Here is a 20,341-nt window from a genome sequence, read left to right as displayed (position 1 = left end):
CATTGCGGCGGCTGGCTGGCTGGTCAACCTCCATGGTTTCGCGCGGCGCGCGCCGCCGCAACAATAGTCTCCCTATCCGTCGAGGGAGGAGATGTCTGGTGATTTTGCTATCCCGGTTGATGGATACCCTATTTGGTCGGGCGGCCCGGTATTAGGACAAGGCGAACCAATCGCGCTGCCTGCCCGAGCCGCAGACCGCCAGTCTGCGGCACGCAAGCGCATGTCCCGCTCTTGCCACTTCCCAAGGAATCTCGTCGAGCTCGACGGCCACCTCCTCCGCGCTACGCAATTTATGCTTTCGGAGCGCTCCGAGAACCCGGCGTTCGATCGCCGCGGCTTCATAGCTCGGCTCGACATTGCCTTCTTCGAAGCGATCGCACCAGAGAACGTGGCCGCGCCAGACTATGAAATGACTTCGGCAGCCTCCGTCGCGCCAAACCGAGGGATATAGGCGAGCTGGCAGACGATGGCCCTGCTCGCATGCGAGTCGGTGCAGAGAAAGATGAAGTCGACGCCGGTCAGCTCGTCCGCGCTGCTCTGATCGACTACGTCGGCTCTCACGCCGTGCACCCGGGCCTTGGGCGAGCATGCCCGGATTTCCCTCTCCGCGACAGCTATCTTGGCGGCGCCAACGTCAGCCGCGCCGACTCCTGCCAGCCGGTTCAGGTTCGTGCTTTCGACCGCGTCGGGATCGATCAGGACGTAGTCGCGGACGCCGAGGCGGGCCAATTGTTGGATCAACACCGATCCCGTGCCGCCCAGGCCGATCACGCCCACCTTCAGCAAGGAGATCGCGCGCTGCCCGTCGGCGCCGAAAGCGCGAACCTGACGGTCGTAGCGAGCTTGATCGGGCTCCGCGGCTCCGCCTTGCGACAGCAAGACCAGTCGCTCACCGACTTCCCAGGTCGGCACCTCCTCGGTCGTGCCGATCCGGCGTGCGCGACAGCCGCCCGGGCCCGGCACCAGCGTCAGGTGATCGCCGGCAGGAGCCCGACGCCGCAGATAGTCGGCGAGCGCCACCTCGCCTTCGTCATCGACCTGGGAGAAGCGTGGATGCCCCGACTCGAAGGGATGCGTGTGCATGATCACCACGCTGCGGCCCTGGCCTTCGTCTCTTACGATGTCGAGACCACCGGTCTGAACAAGCGCTTCGACCAAATTCTTCAGTTCGCGGCCGTGAGGACGGATGTCGATCTCGTCGAGACCGAGCGGTTCGAGACGCGATCGAGGTTGATGCCTCAAGTCGCACCGTCGCCGAAAGCGCTGCATCTCACGGGAACATCGCTCGCGAACGCGACGGACATGTCTCGGCAAACCCACTACGACATGGTCTGCGAGATCGCCCGCGTTCTCTCGTCGTGGTCTCCCGCCGTATTCCTCGGCTTCAATTACATTTCATTCGACGAGGAGTTCCTTCGCCAAGCGTGCTACCAGCGCCTGCATCCGGTATTTCTGACCAACACGAACCAAAACGCTCGCGCGGACGTTCTCAATCTCCTGCGCGCCGCGGGAACGCTTCACCCCTCCGTGATCCGTCCCGGCGTTGGCACAGACGGCGCGCACGTCTACAAACTCGGCCCGATCGCCGCCGCCAACGGCATCGCGCCCCGCAAGGCGCGCGACGCCGCCCGCGACGTCGATGCGACGCTCGGACTATGCCGACTGGTTCGGAGCGGCGCACCCGAACTGTGGTCGGCCTTTCTCCGCTTCTCGTCCAAAACTTCCGTGGTCGATTTCGTCAGAGACGAGGAGGCTTTCGCCTACTTCGATTTCCGCGGCTCCTCGACGTCCCGGGGGCCTTCGATCGCATCGTCGCCAACCGCGATGAGGTCGCGCAGATTCGCAGCAGCGAAAAGGCGTCTCGATCTTAAAGTAGGCGAGGTTCTCAATCTCTTTAGCCATCCGGGCCAGGAACGCCGCGGACATCTGGTTCCGCTGGCCGGCGCATCCTGCACCATGATCGGAATTGCGATCTTGTCGGAGACGCTCTGATAGAAAGCGAAAATTCCTAAGGTTCCTCATCCCTCTCGACGACCTTCGGAGCGACGCTCTTCGTCGGAACGAAGCCGATCTGAAATCCGAATGCACGACCGATCTTCTGAAGCGTTTGCGACGTCGGGTTGGCTTGGCCGCGTTCGATGTCGGCCACCTGCCGTACGGTCAGCTTGAACATTTTCGCGAACTCCGGCTGCGTTAGCCCGAGCGCGTGGCGCATCTCCGCCACCGCGTGCGGCAGCCTCAATTCGCCGGACCGCGCCTTCGCGGCGACCGCGGCTCGGCGTTCACGTATCTCGTCTCTAGTCGGTTTGCGCCATCTGGACATGTGTTTCACCCCTAAGTGGGAACGTTCTTCAGCGCCGCCGCGCCATCCGCCATCTCTTCGTGCTTGACGATGACGTGCTCGATCACCGAATCCGGCACGCCGGCTCGCTTCGCCATTGCAGGAAGCATGCGGAGCGCGGCTTCCTTCGCGGCAAGCGCTTCCATCAGATCCTCCGCGGGGACCGCCGGCAATGCGACGGCCTCGCAGACTTCGCGCCAATCGGGATTAGTGTCCCGGTTGACCATCCTCATGCATTCCCAAATGGTCGCCCGGGGAATGGCGGCCGCATCGATCCTCATCGGCGCGAAGTCGAACAGCGGAGAAAGACGCACGGTACCGTCCGGAAACTTCCGCAGCGCGGTGTTGCGGCCATGATTGTCTGGATTTCCCATCGCGAGATTCAACATATCGCGCAAGATGTACTCGACCGTGTCCAAAAAAGGCTCCGCGGAGACGTCCTGTATCAATCGCAGGTACGTTTCGTGGCGGCCTCTCACGCCGAACTCCGCGATGCCGAGTGCCGAGATGAGGCTTTCCTGCCCGAACCGGACGAGACCGTCCTTTCCGACTTCGCGGTCGAAACGCGGAATCACGAGGACGCCGTCGCCATAGACGTCGGTCCCGTGCACGTCCAGTCCGAATTCCTTGGCGACCTGCGAGTAGCCGGCCTCCGCCTCGAGAATTCGTTTGTCGGTGGCCTCGCTGCTTCGCAGGAGCTTCGCGATGACGAACTCCCGCGCGTCCCCATCCTCGACCATCGAGTTCGGATACCAGAGCCCGTCCGCCGAACGCGTCATGGCCACTTTCGGCCAGTCGCCCTGAAGACCGTTGGATCCGGAGGCGAGCATCGAAAAGTGGTCAGCCACTTCCAGGAAGGTAGGATCGCGCGAAAGGATTGCATCCATCGTCACGCCTACCTTTCGCATCTTGCGGACGCGTTCGGCTTCGAGCGCGTTAGCTTCCTTGATGCGCAGATTGCCCACCGGAGATCCGGCCGACCTCTTGAGAAGTTCGATTTGAGAGGACGGGGCGTCAGGAGGAATCTTCAGGAATTCGGCGATCCGCTTCGCCTGCCGGCCTTGCGGAATCAAGTCCAGAAGGAAGGCAGGCCAAGTGTCCGCGGACCGGTCGTTGAGATCGATCGGAGCAACCACCGAGTAGGCACGAAGGTCCCGCACCGGCCTATCTTCGGCCAGTGGAATGGCTCCAAACTCCCCGAAATACTCGATTTCGTATCCGGTCCTGGAAGGCGATTTGTAGCCGCTATCCTCGTGGGCGAGGCTCACGATCGCCGCGTCGTGCCATTCCCTGTCGAAGTAGATCTGGATCGTAAGGTCCATGTTATCAATCCATTCTATGGGCTGTATAACTTAACTTCAGCGAGATATCAACCCAATTTAATGGGTTTATAAAAGCAAGTAGCGCCCTAACACGCCCCTTACAGTGGTATGATTGAAATAGACACGGAACTGATCCACTCCCTCGCTCTAGAGGTGCCAAAGATTTTTAGAAATCATGCAGGGGACGGGCAAGATGCGCTTCCTTGCCTTGGCTCCTGACCACCCATGCCACTAGGTAGCCGGCACTGAAGGTGGCGAACAGGATTCCTTGAAGCGTCGCGGCTACCGCTGAAGCGACGCAGCCGATGATGGCGCCGGCGTCGTTGCGAACTATATCTGTGGCTTATCGCCCCATTGCGCCGACCTCCGTTGAAGAAGCCCTTGCTCGTCTTTCTATTCCTTATCTTTGCGCCGATCGCAGCATCGGCAGCGCGCTACTTGTTAATCGGCGTGGGGTCCCGACGCCGATCGACGAGCTAAGCTGTTGATCTGCATAGCGGTGGCGGGGTCACTCTTGGGCTCTGACGCATATTCGATGATCGTGATTGTTTTTATGGCGCGCCAATCAGCCTTGCCTGAAGGAGATCGAGCTTAGCGCGCCCGTACATCTGCCGTTTGACCAGCTTGAGCTTAGTGATCTGCGCTTCCACTTGGCCGTTGGACCATGCTTGCGTAATAGCGGCGTGCACCGCGCCCTTATCGTTGGCGATTCCATTCGCGAACGAGGCAATGAGGCTCCGCTTGGATTCCTCAATCCAAGGTTCGAGCTCCATCTCGGCCTTTTTTCGGATCATCGCGTGGAAGCGGCCAACAAGAGCTTGGGCATCGGCCAGCATAGGAACGTTTTGTTCGATGACCGCAAGCGTGACGGTCTCCGCCCTGGTTAGGTGGTCGCGCTTCGTCGTCATCAGCTGCGCTATGGTCCTGGCGGCGGGCACCTTCTGCAATTGTTGATGGTTGATAGTCTCGGCACGCCGCCGTCGCGTCGCCCATTCCGCCACCACGCGCAGCGATCCCTTGAAGCCTTGTCCCTTCAAACGGCGCCAGAGTTCGGCACCGTTGCGACAGCCGCCTGACCACTGCGTGTCCAGGAACGGCAGATGCCCGTCCAGGGTGCTTTGACGGGTGCGGAACATATCCGTACCGCCGCCGCGGCTAATTTGGCGAACCAGATTGCGACTATGTCCTGTGCGGCGGACGATCTCCTTGAGCGGCACACCGTCGCTGACGAGAGCCGTAACTACGGCATGGCTGTCCTGGCGCCGCAGATAGCCCTGATAGCGCAGCTTTTCCGCACAGGTCAGCAATTCCGGGTCGATCGTCGTCGCTCCGATTGCGGTTCGGATTCTGTTCATGGAGCGTCGCACCGCATCAAGGAAGGCCGCGCTCGCATTTTCCATCAGATGCCAGCGGTCGGCGACTTGGATGGCGTTCGGCAGCGCCTTGGCTGCTGCCTCGCCGTATCCACCACCGCGATCTCGCGATACAATGTTGATCGCTGGGTGCTTCGATAGCCACGCCCGAACGGTCGCAGTTTCCCTGTCGGGCAGCAGGGTAACGATCCGCCGACGCTCCAAATCGCACACGATCGTCCCGTATCGATGGTTTCTCCGGAACGCCCAGTCATCGATGCCCACAACAAGCAACGGATCTGCCGAGATCGCCGCCCGCCGGCGGACCACCCGTAGCAAGGTATCGTTGCTGACAGGCAGCATGAGCCGCTTGGCGAAGGTTGCCGCCGGCCGGCCGCCGAGCGCCAACCCCAAGTGATGGACGATGTATTCCAACCGTGCCGTCCGGCGCCATCGAAGCGAGACGATGTCTTCTCCGAACCGCTCTGCGAATATCCGCCGGCGGCAATGCGGCACCTCACATGTGAAGCGCCGCGTGAGCAATCGGAGGCGCACCTTTCTGCCCGCTGATGGCAAATCGGCCACGTGCCGGATGTAACGGCTATGGATTCGGCGCGATGCTGTCGTGCACAAAGGGCACTGGGCCTCCGTAGCCTCTGACCGAACAGCCAGAATAACCGAATCCTCTGAATCACTTACGCCATCAAACACCAAACCACTCGGTACGAGCGATGAAATTCGAAAGCCTGTCCGCATGGCGCCGATTCTCCGTTGAAGAACCACAGTCGCCGGCGAACTTCATCAGAAATGAGTCAGAGCCACTCTTGGACGCTTAGTCACACCCAGCCTTCCACGAGGCGCTCCGCGCCATCGCCATCCGCTGCGTTCGGCAGCTGGTCGGCCAGCCGGCGCTCGTGGCCAGTGAATTCGCAAGCGCAAGGACGAGGAGATCTTCGGCGAGGGCCCACCGCATCGCGGCCGAAGCGATCCTCGACACCACGGTGCGCCTGGTAAACCGGCGAGCCCGCACAAGGCGGCCAATACAGACATTCAGGTCGCGCGCAAGCTCTGGACCCTGACGGTCGGCGAGCTGAAGCACACGGAGGACCACATGCTGCTGCTCGGCCGCAAAAACGCCATGGAGGGTCGCGACCTTCCTGCTCGAGACGGACACCCCGCACCGCGGCCGCCGGCCCGATGGCCGTCCGAGTGCGCCGTGACATCGGCGACTATTTCGGCCTCATCCTGGAGACGGTCTCGCGAGCGCTGTCAGAGCTCACGCCCAAGGCCTTCTCGGCTTCTCGGAGCGCGCCAGATCGTGCTGCGCAATCGCCAGCATTTGCCGGACATGGATGTCGGACTCCCGCCACGCCGCCGGTCGGTTCAGTTGCGCCGCCTTCGATTGGGAACAACGCCCCCCATGCGGTGACACAACCTGGCGTCATAACAAACCTGGTCAACCCTCTATGAACGACGACAGGGATGCTCTCCCATTCACTGGAAGTCCGCCGCACCTCGTGCGGAAGGCAACCGCTTTACAGCTTAGCCGGCGCCTCCTGGGGCGGATCGTCATCGGCAATCGCACGCCAGGCGGCGCCGTCGAGATCGTCATACTGGCCGCTCCGGAGCGACCAGAGGAAGGCGACGAGGCCTGCACCTCCGAGTGCCAGCGCCAGCGGGACTAGGATCACCAGGATTTCCATCACGCAATCTCCCGCGACGCGCTACGCGCCCGCAGCGAATTCAGCATGACCACGATTGACGAGCCGCTCATCGCGGCTGCTGCGATCAGGGGCGTCACGACGCCGCTGATCGCGATCGGCACCGCCAGGACATTATAAGCGATCGCGAGCCAGAGGTTTTGCCGCATCAGGCGCAGCGCCTTGCGCGCGGAATCGATGGCCGCGACGACCGGCGCCAACGGCCGACCGAGGAAGACGAGATCGGCGGTCGCCTGGCTGAGATGCGCGGCCGAGATCGGTGACATCGAGACATGAGCGGCCGCAAGTGACGGCGCGTCGTTCATGCCGTCGCCGACCATCAGCACCTTGGCGCCGCGCCGCTTCAATTCCTCGATCCGCGCGATCTTGTCGGCCGGCGTGACGCCGGCGCGCCACTCGGGAATGCCGAGAGCATGGGCCGCCGCCCTCACCGCCGGCTCGCGATCGCCGGAGAGAATTTCGACGCCGATGTTGCGCGCCTTCAGCGCCGCGATCACGGCTTGCGCATCCGGGCGGAGGCCCTGACGCACCGAAAGGATGAATTTTTCATTCCCCTTGCTGAAGGCCACGATGGACGCTTCGGGATCTAGATCGACACCGTCGCCGACCAAGGCCTCGGCGCCGCAGAACGAGGGACGGCCAAGGCGAATCTCGACGCCGTCGACCACGGCCCGCACGCCCTGCCCGGCCTCCTCAATTGCACCGACAATCGGTGATCTGGCGCCGGTGGCCTGCGCGACCGCAGCGGCCACTGGATGATGGCTCGGCAGTGCAAGTCGACCGGCGAACTCGAACATGTCCGCGGGGATGTCGGCCGCATTCGTCACCTCTAAATCCGGAAGCGTCAACGTGCCGGTCTTGTCGAAGATGACATGATCGGCTTCGGCCAGCCGTTCAATGGCGTCGCCGGAATTGAGCAGCACGCCGGATTTGAACATCGCGCCCGACGCCACGGTCTGCACCGTGGGAATCGCAAGCCCGAGTGCACAGGGACAGGTGATGATCAAGACGGCGACACCGGTCACGATCGCATCATGCCAGCCCGCGCCGGCGATGACCCATCCGAGGATGGTGAAGAGCGCGGTCGCATGCACCACCGGCGCATAGAGCCGCGAGGCGCGGTCGGCGAGCCGCATGTAGCGCGAGCGGGCCTGGTGCGCGTTGTCGAGCAACCGCGTGATCTCCGCGAGCAGCGTCGCCTCGGAGGCCGCGGAGACCTGTACCCGCAGCGTGCCCGAGATGTTCATCGATCCCGCATAGACCGGCGTGCCCTGCTCGGCCGTGATATAGAGCGTCTCGCCGGTGATCAGGCTCTGGTCGATCTCGGAGCGCCCCTCGATCACGGCGCCGTCGACCGCGCAGCGCTCACCGGGCCGCAACAACACGATATCGCCGGGATGAATCGCCGCCACCGGCACCTGCGTGATCTCGTCGGCCCCGACGAATTTCGCCGCGGTCTCCGCCTTCAGCGCTGCGAGATTGCCCGCGACCGCGCGGGTCCGCCGCCGCATGTTCTGGTCGAGGAAGCGGCCGACCAGCAGGAAGGTGAGCAGCATGATCGCCGCGTCGAAATAGGCGTGCTCGGCGTGATGGATGGTCTCGACCACGGACATGCCGAGCGCCAGGATCACCCCGATCGAGATCGGGACGTCCATGTTGGTGGTCTTGGCCGACAGCGCGCGCCAGGCCGAGCGGAAGAACGGCTGCCCGGCATAGGCCGCCGCCGGAAGTGCGATCAGCGCCGACAGCCAGTGGAAGAAATCACGCTGCTCGGGCAGCATGTCCGAGATGCTGCCGGACCACACTGGGATCGACAACATCATCACGTTCATGGTGGCAAACGCCGCGACGCCGAGGCATCGCAGCAGGAAGCGCGATTCCGCAACCTCGGTCGCCTCCGCGCTCTCGGTCTCGTAAGGATAGGCCTTGTAGCCGAGCTCCTTGAGACGATCGATGAAGCGGGCCGGATCGAGGGTGCCCTGCTTCCATTCCAGCGCGACGCGCCGGTCGGTGAGGTTCACGCGCGCCAGCGTGACATCGGGAATAGCCGAGAGTCCACGCTCGATCTTGGCCATGCAGCCGGCGCAGTGGACGCCTTCGACCGCGAGATCGATGTGCTGGAGGCCTTCGCCCGCAGCCCGAACATAATGGGAGAAATCGCGCGTCACCTGCATAGCGAAGCCCTCAGTTCAGGATCACGCGGCTGCGCGACAGGAACACGCGCATCCCCCGCGCCTCGCCCTCGATCACCAGATCCCACTGGCCCGGCGCGACGGCCGCGGCGTTGCCGCGATAGATGCCGATGCCGGCTTCGGAGAGCTCGACCGGAAGGTCGGCGCGCTTATCGGCCGGCCGCTCCAGGCGGCCACCGAATTTCAGCCCGGTCATCGGCCGGCCGCCGGCGTCGCGCGCCTCGACCTGGAGCGTCGCAGCGCCATCGGCGCGGCGCTCGATATGCGCGTTGACCTGCCATTTGCGCGCCACCTGGTCCTGCGCTGCCGAGATCTCCCGGTCATAGGTGAGGCCCGCCGCATACGGACTGTCGACATCGGTGCCGGGCAGCGTCGCGATCGCAAGCTTCGCCATGGTCACGTTGACGCCGATCACGACGCCGAAGAAGGCGACCAGAATCAGGAAGACCTTGGTTCGGGTCAGCGGCTTCGGTGCGGATGCCATGGCGGTCTCCTGATCTTATGGCGAGACGAAATTGTCGGTGGCGGAGGCAACTTCGCCGAGACCGATATCCGTGACGTGGAAGCGGACCGGGATCGATTTTTCCGGATTGCTGTCCGCGGGCGCGGTGACGAGCAGCCGCAGTTCGCTGGTGGAGTCGCGGGGGATCACGATCATCGGCCGGTCCGGCATCACGGAATCCACGCCGACGACATGGACCGTCAAATTGACCGGACCGTTCGCGTCGATCGCGATGACGCGGTTATAGCCGCTCTTATTGAGCAGGCGCACCGTATAGGCGTTGCGGATCGAGCCGTCGCTGAGCTTGACCGCAACCGGATTGCGGTCGTGCAGCACGTTGACGTCGAGCAGGCTGCGCGTTGCCAGCATATAGAGCATGATGCTGCCGACGGCTGCGATGATCGCGCTGTAGACGATGGTGCGAGCCCGGACGATGCGATGGACCGGCGTCTTGCCTTCCTGGCGGCGCTGGATGTTGATATCGTTGTCGTAGCCGATCAGGCGGGTCGGCCGGCCGATTTTGGTCATCACGTTGTCGCAGGCATCGATGCAGAGCCCGCACTGGATGCATTCGAGCTGCGCTCCGTCGCGGATGTCGATGCCGGTCGGACAGACTGCGACGCACTGGTAGCAATCAACGCAGTCGCCGGCGTGCTCACTGAGCGCGCGCAGCTCGGCGGCCTTCTTGACCGACGTCCGCTTTTCGCCACGGTCATAGCGATAGGTGACGTTGAGCGCCCATTCGTCGGTGAGCGCGGCCTGGATCCGAGGCCAGGGGCACATATAGACGCAGACCTGCTCGCGCATATAGCCGGCGAGCACGTAGGTCGTCGCGGTGAGAATGCCGACCCAGATATAGGCGATCATCGGCGCCTGGAAGGTGACGAGTTGCTTCACCAGCGTCGGCGCATCGTTGAAATACAGCACCCAGGCACCGCCGGTCCACCAGGCGATCAGCAGCCAGATCGCATGCTTGAGCACGATCTCGGAGATGCGCTCGAGCTTCATCGGATCGGACGACTTGTCCTTCTTCATCCGCTCGCGCCGGTCGCCTTCGATCAGGCGCTCGACGGCATAGAACAGATCCGTCCAGACCGTCTGCGGACAGAGATAGCCGCACCAGATGCGGCCGCCGACCGAGTTCATCAGGAACAGCGCCACCGCGGCCACGATCAACAGGCCGGTGAAGTGATAGACCTCCTGCGGCCACAGCTCGATGAAGAAGAAGTAGAAGCGGCTGTTGGGAAGATCGACCAGCACCGCCTGGCTGGGCGCGCCGAGGCCGCGGTTCCAGCGCACGAAGGGCAGGAAGTAATAGACCCCGAGGCAGAATGCCATGAGGCCCCATTTGATCCGGCGGAAGGTCCCGGAGATGCTCTGGGGATACACCTTCTTGCGGGCGGCGTAGAGCGGCCCGTAATCGTCGTCCGATGTGAGCTCGTTCGGGTTCACGGCCTTGTTCATCGCCTGACGTTCTCGATAGGTGCGATTGAACCTAGACCCGACGCCGCCGCGTCAATTGATCCAGCGCAAGCGAGCGTGTTTTTGTTCGCCCCGGTTTTTCGCCGATCCGCTATTTTCCGCCGCCCAGAGAGTGGACGTAGACCGCCATCGCCTTGATGGTGGCGGGATCGAGCCGTCCTTCCCAGGCCGGCATGACACCGGCGCGGCCATTGGCGATGGTCTCGACGAGAGTCACCTCGTCCGAGCCGTAGAGCCAGATCTTGTCGGTCAGGTTCGGCGCGCCGAGCTCCAAATTGCCCTTGCCCTCGTCGCCGTGACAGGCGACGCAATTCTCAGTGAAGATCTTTTCACCCTTGGCCGCGTCGTACCCCTTGCGGGTCGAGAGCTCTGATAGCGCGCGGACATAGTTGGCCACCGTGACGATCTCGTCCGGCTTCAGCACGCCGTCCTTGCCGAAGGCGAGCATCTGGCCCTCATGCGTCTTGGCGTGGCCGGAACGCGCGCCGAACTGGATGGTCTGCATGATCTGGTCGAGCGTGCCGCCCCACAGCCAGTCATCGTCGTTCAGGTTCGGATAGCCCTTCGCGCCGGCGCCGCCGCTGCCATGACACGGCGCGCAATTGTCGCCGAACACCGTCTTGCCCTTGGCGCGGGCGAGCGCCAGCAGCGCCGGATCCTTCTCGATGTCGGCGAGCGAGGCCGCGCCCAGCGCCGCCATCTTGTCACCTCGGATCTTCTCGAGATTGGCGAGCTCGACTGCGACGTCGGCGCGCGACGAGTAGCCGAACACGCCCGTGGTATTGCTGGAGATCAGCGGCCAGGCCGGATAGACGATCCAGTAGCCGATCGCCCAGACGATGGTGAGGTAGAAGGTGATTACCCACCAGCGCGGCAGCGGCGTGTTGAGCTCCTTGATGCCGTCCCACTCGTGCCCGGTCGTGGACCTTCCGGAGACGGAATCGATGCTATGATGATCGGTCATGATCTCTCACTCCTCCTGCAACGGCAGGTGCGCCGCTTCATCGAAAGCGGCCTTGTTGCGAGGCCAAAATGCGTAGGCGACGATCGCGAGAAAGATCGCGATGAAGACCGGCGTCCAGAGCGTGGTCACGAGACCGGACGCAAAATTGTCGAGTGTCAGGATGGCTTTCATCGGTGATGCCTTCTCAGCGAAGATTGGCTTTCTCGTTGTAGATCTTGAAGTCAACCAGCGTGCCGAGCATCTGCAAGTATGCGATCAGCGCGTCCATTTCGGTCGGCGTGCCGGTCTTGCCGTCGAAATTGCGCACGACGGCCTTGGCGTAGCGCTTGCTGAAGGCATCGCTGCCGGAATTATCCGGATCGGCCTGGGCCTTCATATCGGCGCCGGCGCTCGCGATCTGATCGTCGGTGTAGGGCACCCCGACGGTTCTCAGCGTACGCATGTGGTCGGCGATCGTGTCGGGATCGACTTCGGTCTGACTGAGGAACGGATAGCCCGGCATCACCGATTGCGGCACAATCGCGCGCGGGTTGGTCAGATGGGTGACGTGCCAGTCGTCGGAATATTTGGCGCCGACGCGGGCAAGGTCCGGACCGGTGCGCTTCGAGCCCCACTGGAACGGATGATCGAACATGCTCTCGGCGGCGAGCGAGAAGTGGCCGTAGCGTTCGACCTCGTCGCGCAACGGGCGGATCATCTGCGAATGGCAGAGATAGCAGCCCTCGCGGACATAGACGTTGCGGCCTGCGAGTTCCAGCGGCGTATAGGGCCGCACCCCGTCAACCGCCTCGATCGTGCTCTTGAGGTAGAACAGCGGGGTGATCTCGACGAGACCGCCGATCGCGATCACCAGCAGGATGCCGATGATCAGGATGATCGAGTTCTTTTCGAAGACTTGATGGCGTATCCAGAACGACATGGAAAACTCCTCATTCCGCCGGCTGAAGAGCGATGGGCATCTCTTCTTCTTCCGCTTCGCAAACCGTCATCCAGAGATTGTAAGCCATGATCAGCGCGCCGATCAGGAACAGCCCGCCGCCGGCGGCGCGGATGATGTAGAAGGGATGCATCGCCTCGACGGTCTCGATGAAGGAATATTCAAGGAAGCCGAGCGAGGTGTAGGCGCGCCACATCAGGCCCTGGAGGATGCCGGACACCCACATTGCCGAGATGTAGAGAACGATGCCGAGGGTTGCGATCCAGAAGTGCCAGTTGACGAGCTTCAGGCTGTAGAGCCCCTTGCGATTCCAGACCCACGGCACCAGGCAGTACAGCGCGCCGAAGGAGACGAAGCCGACCCAACCGAGCGCGCCGGAATGCACGTGACCGATGGTCCAGTCGGTGTAATGGCTGAGCGAGTTGACGACCCTGATCGACATCATCGGGCCTTCGAAGGTCGACATGCCGTAGAAGGCGACGGAGACGACGAGCATGCGCAGCACGGGGTCGGTGCGCAGCTTGTCCCAGGCGCCCGACAGCGTCATCAGGCCGTTGATCATGCCGCCCCAGGAGGGCATCCACAGCATGATCGAGAAGGTCATGCCGAGCGTCTGCGTCCAATCCGGCAGCGCCGTGTAGTGCAGGTGATGCGGACCGGCCCAGATATAGAGGAAGATCAGCGCCCAGAAGTGGATGATCGAGAGACGGTAGGAATAGATCGGCCGCTCGGCGCGCTTCGGGATGAAGTAGTACATGATGGCGAGGAAACCGGCGGTCAGGAAGAAGCCGACCGCGTTATGGCCGTACCACCACTGGAACATGGCATCCTGGATGCCGCCCCAGGCGACGTAGGATTTTGAGCCGAACACCGAGACCGGGAGGGCCGGATTGTTGCCGAGATGCAGCACCGCGATCGTCACGATGAAGGCGAGATAGAACCAGTTCGCGACGAAGATGTGCGGTTCCTTGCGCTTGGTGACGGTGCCGAGGAAGACGAGCAGATAGGTGACCCAGACGATGGTGAGCCAGAGATCGGCGTACCATTCCGGCTCGGCATATTCCTTGGACTGGGTGACGCCGAGCAGATAGCCGGTGCCTGCGATCAGGATGAAGAAGTTGTATCCGACGACCACGAACCAGGGCGCGAGATCGCCGGCAAGACGTACGCGGCAGCTCTTCTGTACGACGTAGAAGGACGTGGCGATCAGCACGTTGCCGCCAAAGGCGAAGATCACCGCCGAGGTGTGCAGCGGACGCAGACGGCCGAAGCTGGTCCAGGGCAGATCGAAGTTCAGCGCCGGCCAGGCCAGTTGCGAGGCTATGATCAGGCCGACGAGGAAGCCCGCGATGCCCCAGAACATCGCCATGAAGGAGGAAAACTTGATCGGGCCCATGTTGTAGTTGGGGCGGCCGTTGATCTCCGCCGGCGGCAGCGCCGCCGGGCGGTCGTAGTAGCGGTTGATGATGCAGAACACCGCCGCCAGGCTCGCCGCCGCGCTGAGCGCGGCGTGGAAGGCGAAGGGCGCGTCGAGCGCCTTGGCCGACGCGATCAAGCAGAAGAAGGCGGTGACCGCGAACACGACAGCCAGGCCGCTTTCACCCGGCGTCATGGATTTGGAGAGGGCGGGCTGGCTCATGCGGATTCTCTCTGAAAGAACACATCGCCAGAAACCACATTCACCCTCGCGGGGAATTGATTGAAATCAACAGAAGTGGATTTCCGTTGACGTGAGACCGATGCGGATCAGAGATTAGTATCAACTGCTTGCGCACAGCACGGCGCACGCGGCGAAGCATTGCCTCCGTTGAAATCACGGAGCTTGAACTCGCGGGAATCGAGGCAGACTCGTCAGTCGCGCGCGGTGACCTTGAGCGCCGCCATGACGTCCTCGCGGGCGATGATGCCGACTAGCTTCTGTGCGCCGTCGAGTACGATGATGCTCCTGATGCGATGCTCGACCATGATCTGGAACACGCGTGTCAGTCTTGTGTCGGGGCTGACATAGATGAACTCGGGTGTCATGACGTCGCCGATCTTGCGGCTCATCAGGTCGGGATAGCGCGGCAGCATCTGGCTCGGCCTAAAGGCGAAGCACTTCAGGATGTCGAATTTGGTGACGATGCCGACCACCTGCCCGTCATCCTCGACCGGATAGGAGTTGAAATCGTCCTGCTCGAACATCTCGCTGAGCGCGAGCAGGTCATGGTCGCGCTTCACGGTTTTGACGTTACGCGTCATGTAGCCGCCGACGGTCTGCTCAAGGAAATTGTACACGGCGCGTCCTCATCGATTCGTCTTGAGTTCGAAGCGTCAGTGCGACAGCAGCACACATCGGGCGGTTTGCGTGACTAGATATTGCGTGACGCCGCCGAGGATCAGTTCGCGGAAACGCGAATGGCCGTAGGCGCCGGCGACGATCAGCCCGGCCGCGATGTCGTCGGCGACCTTCTCCAATCGTTGGGCGGCAGTTTCTGCTCCACCCGCTCCCGAGACCCGCGCTGTCGCGGTGACGCCGTGGCGGGCGAGCCAGGCGGCAACGTCGCTGACCCGCCCCACCACGGCCGAACGGTCGTCATCGTCCTCCGGAATTTCTACGATGGTGACGTCCCTCGCCTTTCGGAGCATCGGCAGCGCATCGGCCACGGCGCGGCGCGCCTCGGGCGTGTCCTTCCAGGCTACGAGAACGTTGCGCAGATCGAGCCAGGTGATCCGGTCAGGCACGGCCAGAAGGGGTCGGCCGGCCTGCATCACCAGATCCTTCGGGCTTACCAGCGAAAACGCATCGGAGAAGGCCGGGCTCTGTCCGCCACTGACCACGATGTCGGCGCAGCGCGCCTGCGCCAGGACGAATCGCGCGGGAAAATCTGCGGAGCTGCGCCATTCCGCGCCCGGCGCGGGTCCTGGTGGCAGCGTGGAATTCGGCCTCCAGATCGGCAAGACACCTCTTGACCGAGACCTCCTCCTGATTGATCAGGCGTTGGGCCGCAGCGCCATCGGTGAAATAAATCGGCGGCGCGAACTTCGCTGCGGCGACCCCGACGAGTGCGGCCTCGTATCGTTCGGCGAGCTCGCCCGCAACCTGAAGGCGCGCATTGTTGGGCTGATTCAGCGCGAGGCTCACCATCACGGTCGCGTATGTCATCGGGCGTCTCCGCTGGACTGTGCTTTGACGAAAATTGTAGCCCCGCGGCGATCCGGCAGGATGAGCTAGATCAAATCGCCCTCGTCGTGCCGCGGGAAATCCGCCAACGGAATCAGACATCGGAACTTGCCACCGGGGCTTCCTTGGGCGAAATTGCCGGCAGGTCGCGGCGGTTCGCCCCCGGACAGCAGAATGGGAGCAACCAGTGTCGCCGACCCGCGTAACGCATCCGCCACACGATCATCGCGGCGAGCATTTCCGGGTCCGGATCGAAGGATTCGGCGTCGGCACCTGGGATCTCGACCTCACGACGCGCGAGCTGGAATGGTCGGAAACCGCGCGGATGCTGCTCGGTATCGAGCGCGGCAGACCTGCGACCTACGATCTATTCCTGTCGCGTCTCGAACCCGACGACCGCGCGCGCGTCGAGACCGCGATCAAACAGGTCTCCGAACGCGGCGGCGGCTTCGACGTCTCCTTCAGAATTGCCGGGACGTCCGGCCGGAGCAAGTGGATCAGGGCCCGTGCCGGCCTGATCAGGGATGATGCGGGTGTCGCGCGCCATCTCAGCGGCATCTTTCTCGACGTCGACGCGGAGAAGCAGGTCGAGGAAACCCTGCGTACGCGCGAGACCCACCTCCGTTCCATCCTTCACACCATCCCCGACGCCATGATCGTCATCGACGGAGGCGGCATCATGCAGCTGTTCAGCACGGCGGCCGAACGCCTGTTCGGCTGGTCCGAGCAGGAGGCGATCGGCCAGAACGTCAGCATGCTGATGCCGGAGCCGGATCGCACCCGCCACGACAGCTACATTGCGCGCTATCGCTCGACCAAGGATCCGCACATCATCGGCATCGGCCGCATCGTGACCGGCAAGCGCCGTGACGGCACCACGTTCCCGATGCATCTGTTGATCGGCGAGATGCAGTCCGGCGGCGAGCCCTATTTCACCGGCTTCGTTCGCGACCTCACCGAGCACCAGAAGACGCAGGCGAGGCTGCAGGAGTTGCAGTCGGAGCTCGTCCATGTCTTGCGACTGACCGCGATGGGCGAGATGGCCTCCGCGCTCGCCCACGAGATCAACCAGCCGCTGGCGGCGATCAGCAACTACATGAAGGGATCGCGGCGGCTGCTCGCCGGCAGCACCGATCCCAACACTGCGAAGATCGAAACCGCGCTGGACCGCGCCTCGGAACAGGCGCTGCGAGCCGGCCAGATCATCCAGCGCCTGCGCGACTTCGTCTCCCGCGGCGAATCCGAGAAGCGGGTCGAGAGCCTGTGGAAGCTGATCGAGGAGGCAGGCGCGCTCGGCCTTGCCGGCGCGCGCGAGCAGAACGTGCAGCTCCGCTTCAATCCCGATCCCGGCGCCGACCTCGTCCTCGCCGACCGGGTGCAGATCCAGCAGGTTCTGGTCAATCTGTACCGCAACGCGCTGGAAGCGATGGCGCAGTCGCCGCGGCGCGAGCTGATCGTCACCAACAGGCGCGTCACCGACGACATGATCGAGGTCGAGGTGTCGGACACCGGCTCCGGCTTCCGGGAAGACGTCATTCCAAACCTGTTTCAGACCTTCTTCACCACCAAGGAGAGCGGCATGGGCGTGGGATTGTCGATCAGTCGCTCGATCATCGAAGCTCACGGCGGCCGCATGGTGGCCGAGAGCAACGCATCGGGCGGCGCGACATTCCGCTTCACTTTACCGGCAGCCGATGAGACCTGAGCAATGACGACCAAGGGACATGTCTACGTTATCGATGACGACGAGGCGATGCGGGACTCGCTGAACTTCCTGCTGGATTCCTGCGGCTTCGGCGTCACCCTATTCGACAATGCGCAAGGGTTCCTCGGCGCCCTGCCTGGCCTCGCCTTCGGCTGCGTCGTCTCCGACGTGCGCATGCCGGGCCTCGACGGGATCGAGCTATTGAAGCGGATGAAGGCACAGCAAAGCCCGTTCCCGATCCTGATCATGACCGGCCATGGCGACGTGCCGCTCGCAGTCGAAGCGATGAAGCTTTGTGCGGTCGACTTTCTTGAGAAGCCGTTCGAGGACGACCGCCTCGTCACCATGATCGAAGCCGCGATCCGCCGGGCCGAACCGGTCGCCAAGAACGAGGCCATCTCGCAGGACGTCGCCGCGCGCGTCGCCTCCTTGAGTCCCAGGGAGCGCCAGGTCATGGAGGGGCTGATCGCGGGCCTCTCCAACAAGCTGATCGCCCGCGAATACGACATCAGCCCGCGCACGATCGAGGTCTACCGGGCCAATGTGATGACCAAGATGCAGGCGAGCAGCCTGTCGGAACTGGTGCGGCTGGCGATGCGCGCCGGCATGCTGAAGGATTGAGGCAGGTCAAGGCACTTGTGCGGGCCTGTGGTAGCCACGCAGGCATGATCGAGATCGGCTCGCCCCATCAGCGGCCCCCAGGCGCATCGGCAAAGCCCACCGTCTACGTGGTCGACGATGACGCCGCTGTGCTGGGCTCCCTGCGCTTCCTGCTGGAAACCGACGGCTTTGCCGTGCGGACCTTCAGGAGCGGCACTGCGCTGCTCAATGCGACGACCCCACCCGGCGCGGACTGCTACGTGATCGACTACAAGATGCCTGACATCAATGGCATCGAGTTGGCCTGGCGGCTGCGCCAATCCGACGCCGACAGGCCCGTGATCCTGATCACCGGCTATCCCGACGGAAATATCTCGGTAAAGGCAGCGGCGGCAGGGATCAAGGACGTGATTCTGAAGCCGCTCCTCGACGAAAACCTGGCAAAATGCATCCGTCACGCCATCCAGGACAGGCGCGGCCACTGACCTACGGGATTCTCCGTAGGTAAACCTCCTTAAGATATCGCTCGAAATTTCCGGATCGCGCGATCCCGCGTACCAATGCACCATCACAACGGAGATGGCGCAGATGCTGACCCAGACGCTCAAGACCCAGGCGATTAAGACCCAAATCGGCGGTAAGATCGCTCCCGCGCGTTCCGTTTCCGAACAGTTCGGCGCGATCGCCGGCCATGCCGGCCTCGTTGCCACCGAGTTCTCCTATCGCAAGGACGAGGAGATCTACGGCGAGGACGAGCCCGCCGAATATGTCTATCAGGTCGTCTCCGGCGCGGTGCGCAGCTACAAGCTGCTCTCCGACGGCCGCCGTCAGATCGGCGCGTTCCATCTTCCCGGTGACGTGTTCGGACTCGAACCCGGCCAGACGCATCGCCTTGCGGCCGAAGCGATTATTGCCACCAGCGTGCGCCTCATGGAGCGAGCCAGCATCGAAAGGTCCGCCAGCACCGACGTACAGGTCGCGCGCAAGCTCTGGGCCATGACGGCGGGCGAGCTGCGTCACGCCCAAGACCACATGCTGCTGCTGGGGCGCAAGACGGCGATGGAGCGTGTTGCAACCTTCCTGCTCGAAATGGATCGCCGCCTCGCCGTCGCCGGCATGATGGCACTGCCGATGTGTCGGCGCGATATCGGCGACTATCTCGGCCTCACGCTCGAGACCGTATCGCGCGCGCTCTCGCAGCTTCACGCAAAGCGCATACTCGGCTTCTCCGGCGCCCGCCAGATCGTACTGCGCAACCGCCAGCGCCTGCACAATCTCGATGCCTGATCGCTTTCACCCGGCCGCGTTTCTCCTCCCCGACTTGGCCCGCCGAACGCATTTCGGCGGGCCTTTCTTGCCGCAATCAAGCCGCGGGCTGCGTTTCCGGCCAGGAGGATCAGAGTTGCCAAAACGTGTGCCAACTGCTGCGGCGGAGTTGAAGCCCAAAACGACCAAACCGGATTCCTATCTCGCACATCCATTTCGGCGGCGGCACGCCGACGATCATGTCACCTGAGGCCTTCGCCGATCTCGTCGGCGCGCTCCGCTTCTCCTATTTCTTGCTGCCCGACGCCGAAATCGGCGTAGAGATTGATCCGCGTACCCTGACCGAGCCGATCGCGGAGGGTTTGGGCTACAGCGGAGTCCATCGCGCGAGCCTGAGGGTACAGAGCTTCGATCCTGTTGTGGAGTGCGCTATCAACCGCCTGCAGATTATCGAGCAGACCGCCACGTGCGTTGAGCGCCTGCGGCGGGCCGGCGTCGGCCGGCCCAACTTCGATCTTAACTACGGTCTGCCTCTTCAGAGCGTGGAATCGAGCCTAGAAACAGTCGCCAAATGCATCGAATTCCGTCCGGATCGCTTGTCGGTGTTCGGTTACGCGCATATTCCCTACTTCAAGAAGCATCAGTGCAAGATCGCAACCAACGTCTCGAAGGATGGCGAGCAGCAGGCCGGCAATAGGTCACGAACCGACGTCCGGTCTATGGGGTGCTGAAGACGGTGCAAAACTATACGCCGTCCGAGGTCCTGTTGAGCATCAGTGAGCTCGCGCGGCCAT

The 20,341-nt window shown here is 63.0% G+C and carries 18 protein-coding genes and 5 pseudogenes; 7 read left to right on the top strand and 16 right to left on the bottom strand.

Features of this window, described 5'->3' with window-relative positions:
* Positions 1-151: 151 nt before the first annotated feature.
* Together ACVWW3_RS38180 and ACVWW3_RS38175 are read right to left on the bottom strand one after the other, a co-directional pair.
* Positions 152-463 carry a DUF6527 family protein gene (locus tag ACVWW3_RS38180; RefSeq protein ID WP_456672449.1) on the bottom strand — a complete coding sequence of 104 codons (312 nt, stop codon included), beginning with the start codon at positions 461-463 and terminating at the stop codon, positions 152-154.
* A complete protein-coding gene (locus tag ACVWW3_RS38175) occupies positions 403-1,083 on the bottom strand; it encodes a ThiF family adenylyltransferase (protein ID WP_456672369.1) in 681 nt (226 codons plus the stop codon). Before ACVWW3_RS38175 ends, ACVWW3_RS38180 begins: the two co-directional genes overlap by 61 nt.
* Here ACVWW3_RS38175 and ACVWW3_RS38170 point away from each other — a divergent pair.
* Positions 1,054-1,515: pseudogene (locus ACVWW3_RS38170) on the top strand (exonuclease domain-containing protein); the annotation flags it as partial. The gene ACVWW3_RS38175 and the pseudogene ACVWW3_RS38170 sit on opposite strands and share 30 nt — an antisense overlap.
* 263 nt (positions 1,516-1,778) lie before the next feature.
* On the opposite strand, the pseudogene ACVWW3_RS38165 reads toward ACVWW3_RS38170, so the two are convergent.
* The 4 genes and pseudogenes from ACVWW3_RS38165 to ACVWW3_RS38150 form a co-directional block, all read right to left on the bottom strand.
* Positions 1,779-2,006, bottom strand: a pseudogene (locus tag ACVWW3_RS38165) (dihydrodipicolinate synthase family protein); the annotation flags it as partial.
* A 2-nt stretch (positions 2,007-2,008) separates the two neighbouring features.
* Entirely contained in the window at positions 2,009-2,215 is a 207-nt protein-coding gene (locus ACVWW3_RS38160) for a helix-turn-helix domain-containing protein (protein ID WP_456672368.1), read from the bottom strand.
* A gap of 119 nt (positions 2,216-2,334) precedes the next feature.
* Positions 2,335-3,663, bottom strand: a complete 1,329-nt coding sequence (locus ACVWW3_RS38155) for a type II toxin-antitoxin system HipA family toxin (protein WP_456651283.1) — start codon at positions 3,661-3,663, stop codon at positions 2,335-2,337.
* A 551-nt stretch (positions 3,664-4,214) separates the two neighbouring features.
* A complete protein-coding gene (locus ACVWW3_RS38150) occupies positions 4,215-5,771 on the bottom strand; it encodes an ISL3 family transposase (RefSeq protein ID WP_456651284.1) in 1,557 nt (518 codons plus the stop codon).
* Between the two features lie 197 nt (positions 5,772-5,968).
* Between ACVWW3_RS38150 and ACVWW3_RS38145 the strand changes: the two are divergent.
* Positions 5,969-6,369: pseudogene (locus ACVWW3_RS38145) on the top strand (helix-turn-helix domain-containing protein); the annotation flags it as partial.
* 181 nt (positions 6,370-6,550) lie between these two features.
* On the opposite strand, the gene ccoS reads toward ACVWW3_RS38145, so the two are convergent.
* The 10 genes and pseudogenes from ccoS to ACVWW3_RS38095 form a co-directional block, all read right to left on the bottom strand.
* Positions 6,551-6,718 (bottom strand): cbb3-type cytochrome oxidase assembly protein CcoS, encoded by a 168-nt coding sequence (gene ccoS / locus ACVWW3_RS38140; protein WP_456651285.1) that lies wholly within the window; start codon positions 6,716-6,718, stop codon positions 6,551-6,553.
* The gene (locus ACVWW3_RS38135; protein WP_456651286.1) at positions 6,718-8,910 is read right to left on the bottom strand and encodes a cation-translocating P-type ATPase; all 2,193 of its coding nucleotides are present in this window, start codon (positions 8,908-8,910) and stop codon (positions 6,718-6,720) included. The genes ccoS and ACVWW3_RS38135 overlap by 1 nt, the downstream gene beginning before the upstream one ends.
* A 10-nt stretch (positions 8,911-8,920) precedes the next feature.
* Positions 8,921-9,412, bottom strand: a complete 492-nt coding sequence (locus ACVWW3_RS38130) for a FixH family protein (RefSeq protein ID WP_456651287.1) — start codon at positions 9,410-9,412, stop codon at positions 8,921-8,923.
* 15 nt (positions 9,413-9,427) lie between these two features.
* A complete protein-coding gene (gene ccoG / locus ACVWW3_RS38125) occupies positions 9,428-10,894 on the bottom strand; it encodes a cytochrome c oxidase accessory protein CcoG (RefSeq protein ID WP_456651288.1) in 1,467 nt (488 codons plus the stop codon).
* A 109-nt stretch (positions 10,895-11,003) separates the two neighbouring features.
* Complete coding sequence (gene ccoP / locus ACVWW3_RS38120) at positions 11,004-11,876, bottom strand: cytochrome-c oxidase, cbb3-type subunit III (RefSeq protein WP_456651289.1); 873 nt, start codon at positions 11,874-11,876, stop codon at positions 11,004-11,006.
* A 6-nt stretch (positions 11,877-11,882) separates the two neighbouring features.
* On the bottom strand, positions 11,883-12,047 hold the full coding sequence (locus ACVWW3_RS38115) for a cbb3-type cytochrome c oxidase subunit 3 (RefSeq protein WP_456651290.1): 165 nt from the start codon (positions 12,045-12,047) through the stop codon (positions 11,883-11,885).
* Positions 12,048-12,060: 13 nt separating this feature from the next.
* A complete protein-coding gene (ccoO, locus tag ACVWW3_RS38110; RefSeq protein ID WP_456672367.1) occupies positions 12,061-12,795 on the bottom strand; it encodes a cytochrome-c oxidase, cbb3-type subunit II in 735 nt (244 codons plus the stop codon).
* A 10-nt stretch (positions 12,796-12,805) separates the two neighbouring features.
* A complete protein-coding gene (ccoN, locus tag ACVWW3_RS38105; RefSeq protein ID WP_456651291.1) occupies positions 12,806-14,452 on the bottom strand; it encodes a cytochrome-c oxidase, cbb3-type subunit I in 1,647 nt (548 codons plus the stop codon).
* 212 nt (positions 14,453-14,664) lie between these two features.
* Complete coding sequence (locus ACVWW3_RS38100; RefSeq protein WP_456651292.1) at positions 14,665-15,090, bottom strand: CBS domain-containing protein; 426 nt, start codon at positions 15,088-15,090, stop codon at positions 14,665-14,667.
* A 36-nt stretch (positions 15,091-15,126) separates the two neighbouring features.
* Positions 15,127-15,958: pseudogene (locus ACVWW3_RS38095) on the bottom strand (universal stress protein).
* 205 nt (positions 15,959-16,163) lie between these two features.
* On the opposite strand from ACVWW3_RS38095, the gene fixL reads away from it, so the two are divergent.
* The 5 genes and pseudogenes from fixL to ACVWW3_RS38070 all read left to right on the top strand — a co-directional run.
* Positions 16,164-17,681 (top strand): sensor protein FixL, encoded by a 1,518-nt coding sequence (gene fixL, locus ACVWW3_RS38090; RefSeq protein WP_456651293.1) that lies wholly within the window; start codon positions 16,164-16,166, stop codon positions 17,679-17,681.
* A gap of 3 nt (positions 17,682-17,684) precedes the next feature.
* Complete coding sequence (gene fixJ / locus ACVWW3_RS38085; protein ID WP_456651294.1) at positions 17,685-18,302, top strand: response regulator FixJ; 618 nt, start codon at positions 17,685-17,687, stop codon at positions 18,300-18,302.
* Between the two features lie 44 nt (positions 18,303-18,346).
* Entirely contained in the window at positions 18,347-18,766 is a 420-nt protein-coding gene (locus ACVWW3_RS38080) for a response regulator (RefSeq protein WP_456651295.1), read from the top strand.
* 103 nt (positions 18,767-18,869) lie between these two features.
* Positions 18,870-19,568 (top strand): helix-turn-helix domain-containing protein, encoded by a 699-nt coding sequence (locus tag ACVWW3_RS38075; RefSeq protein ID WP_456651296.1) that lies wholly within the window; start codon positions 18,870-18,872, stop codon positions 19,566-19,568.
* 170 nt (positions 19,569-19,738) lie between these two features.
* Positions 19,739-20,221: pseudogene (locus ACVWW3_RS38070) on the top strand (radical SAM protein); the annotation flags it as partial.
* Positions 20,222-20,341: the final 120 nt, after the last annotated feature.

The sequence above is a fragment of the Bradyrhizobium sp. LM2.9 genome, assembly GCF_054056555.1.
Note: the sequence above shows the minus strand (reverse complement) of the source record. Positions and strands in the feature narration are given on the sequence as shown.

Coding starts and splice junctions, on each gene's coding strand:
- ACVWW3_RS38175 (WP_456672369.1), bottom strand. CDS start 1,083: ATGCACACGCATCCCTTCGAGTCGGGGCATCCACGCTTCTCCCAGGTC.
- ACVWW3_RS38160 (WP_456672368.1), bottom strand. CDS start 2,215: ATGCGCCACGCGCTCGGGCTAACGCAGCCGGAGTTCGCGAAAATGTTC.
- ACVWW3_RS38155 (WP_456651283.1), bottom strand. CDS start 3,663: ATGGACCTTACGATCCAGATCTACTTCGACAGGGAATGGCACGACGCG.
- ACVWW3_RS38150 (WP_456651284.1), bottom strand. CDS start 5,771: ATGCGGACAGGCTTTCGAATTTCATCGCTCGTACCGAGTGGTTTGGTG.
- ccoS (WP_456651285.1), bottom strand. CDS start 6,718: ATGGAAATCCTGGTGATCCTAGTCCCGCTGGCGCTGGCACTCGGAGGT.
- ACVWW3_RS38135 (WP_456651286.1), bottom strand. CDS start 8,910: ATGCAGGTGACGCGCGATTTCTCCCATTATGTTCGGGCTGCGGGCGAA.
- ACVWW3_RS38130 (WP_456651287.1), bottom strand. CDS start 9,412: ATGGCATCCGCACCGAAGCCGCTGACCCGAACCAAGGTCTTCCTGATT.
- ccoG (WP_456651288.1), bottom strand. CDS start 10,894: ATGAACAAGGCCGTGAACCCGAACGAGCTCACATCGGACGACGATTAC.
- ccoP (WP_456651289.1), bottom strand. CDS start 11,876: ATGACCGATCATCATAGCATCGATTCCGTCTCCGGAAGGTCCACGACC.
- ACVWW3_RS38115 (WP_456651290.1), bottom strand. CDS start 12,047: ATGAAAGCCATCCTGACACTCGACAATTTTGCGTCCGGTCTCGTGACC.
- ccoO (WP_456672367.1), bottom strand. CDS start 12,795: ATGTCGTTCTGGATACGCCATCAAGTCTTCGAAAAGAACTCGATCATC.
- ccoN (WP_456651291.1), bottom strand. CDS start 14,452: ATGAGCCAGCCCGCCCTCTCCAAATCCATGACGCCGGGTGAAAGCGGC.
- fixJ (WP_456651294.1), top strand. CDS start 17,685: ATGACGACCAAGGGACATGTCTACGTTATCGATGACGACGAGGCGATG.
- ACVWW3_RS38080 (WP_456651295.1), top strand. CDS start 18,347: ATGATCGAGATCGGCTCGCCCCATCAGCGGCCCCCAGGCGCATCGGCA.
- ACVWW3_RS38075 (WP_456651296.1), top strand. CDS start 18,870: ATGCTGACCCAGACGCTCAAGACCCAGGCGATTAAGACCCAAATCGGC.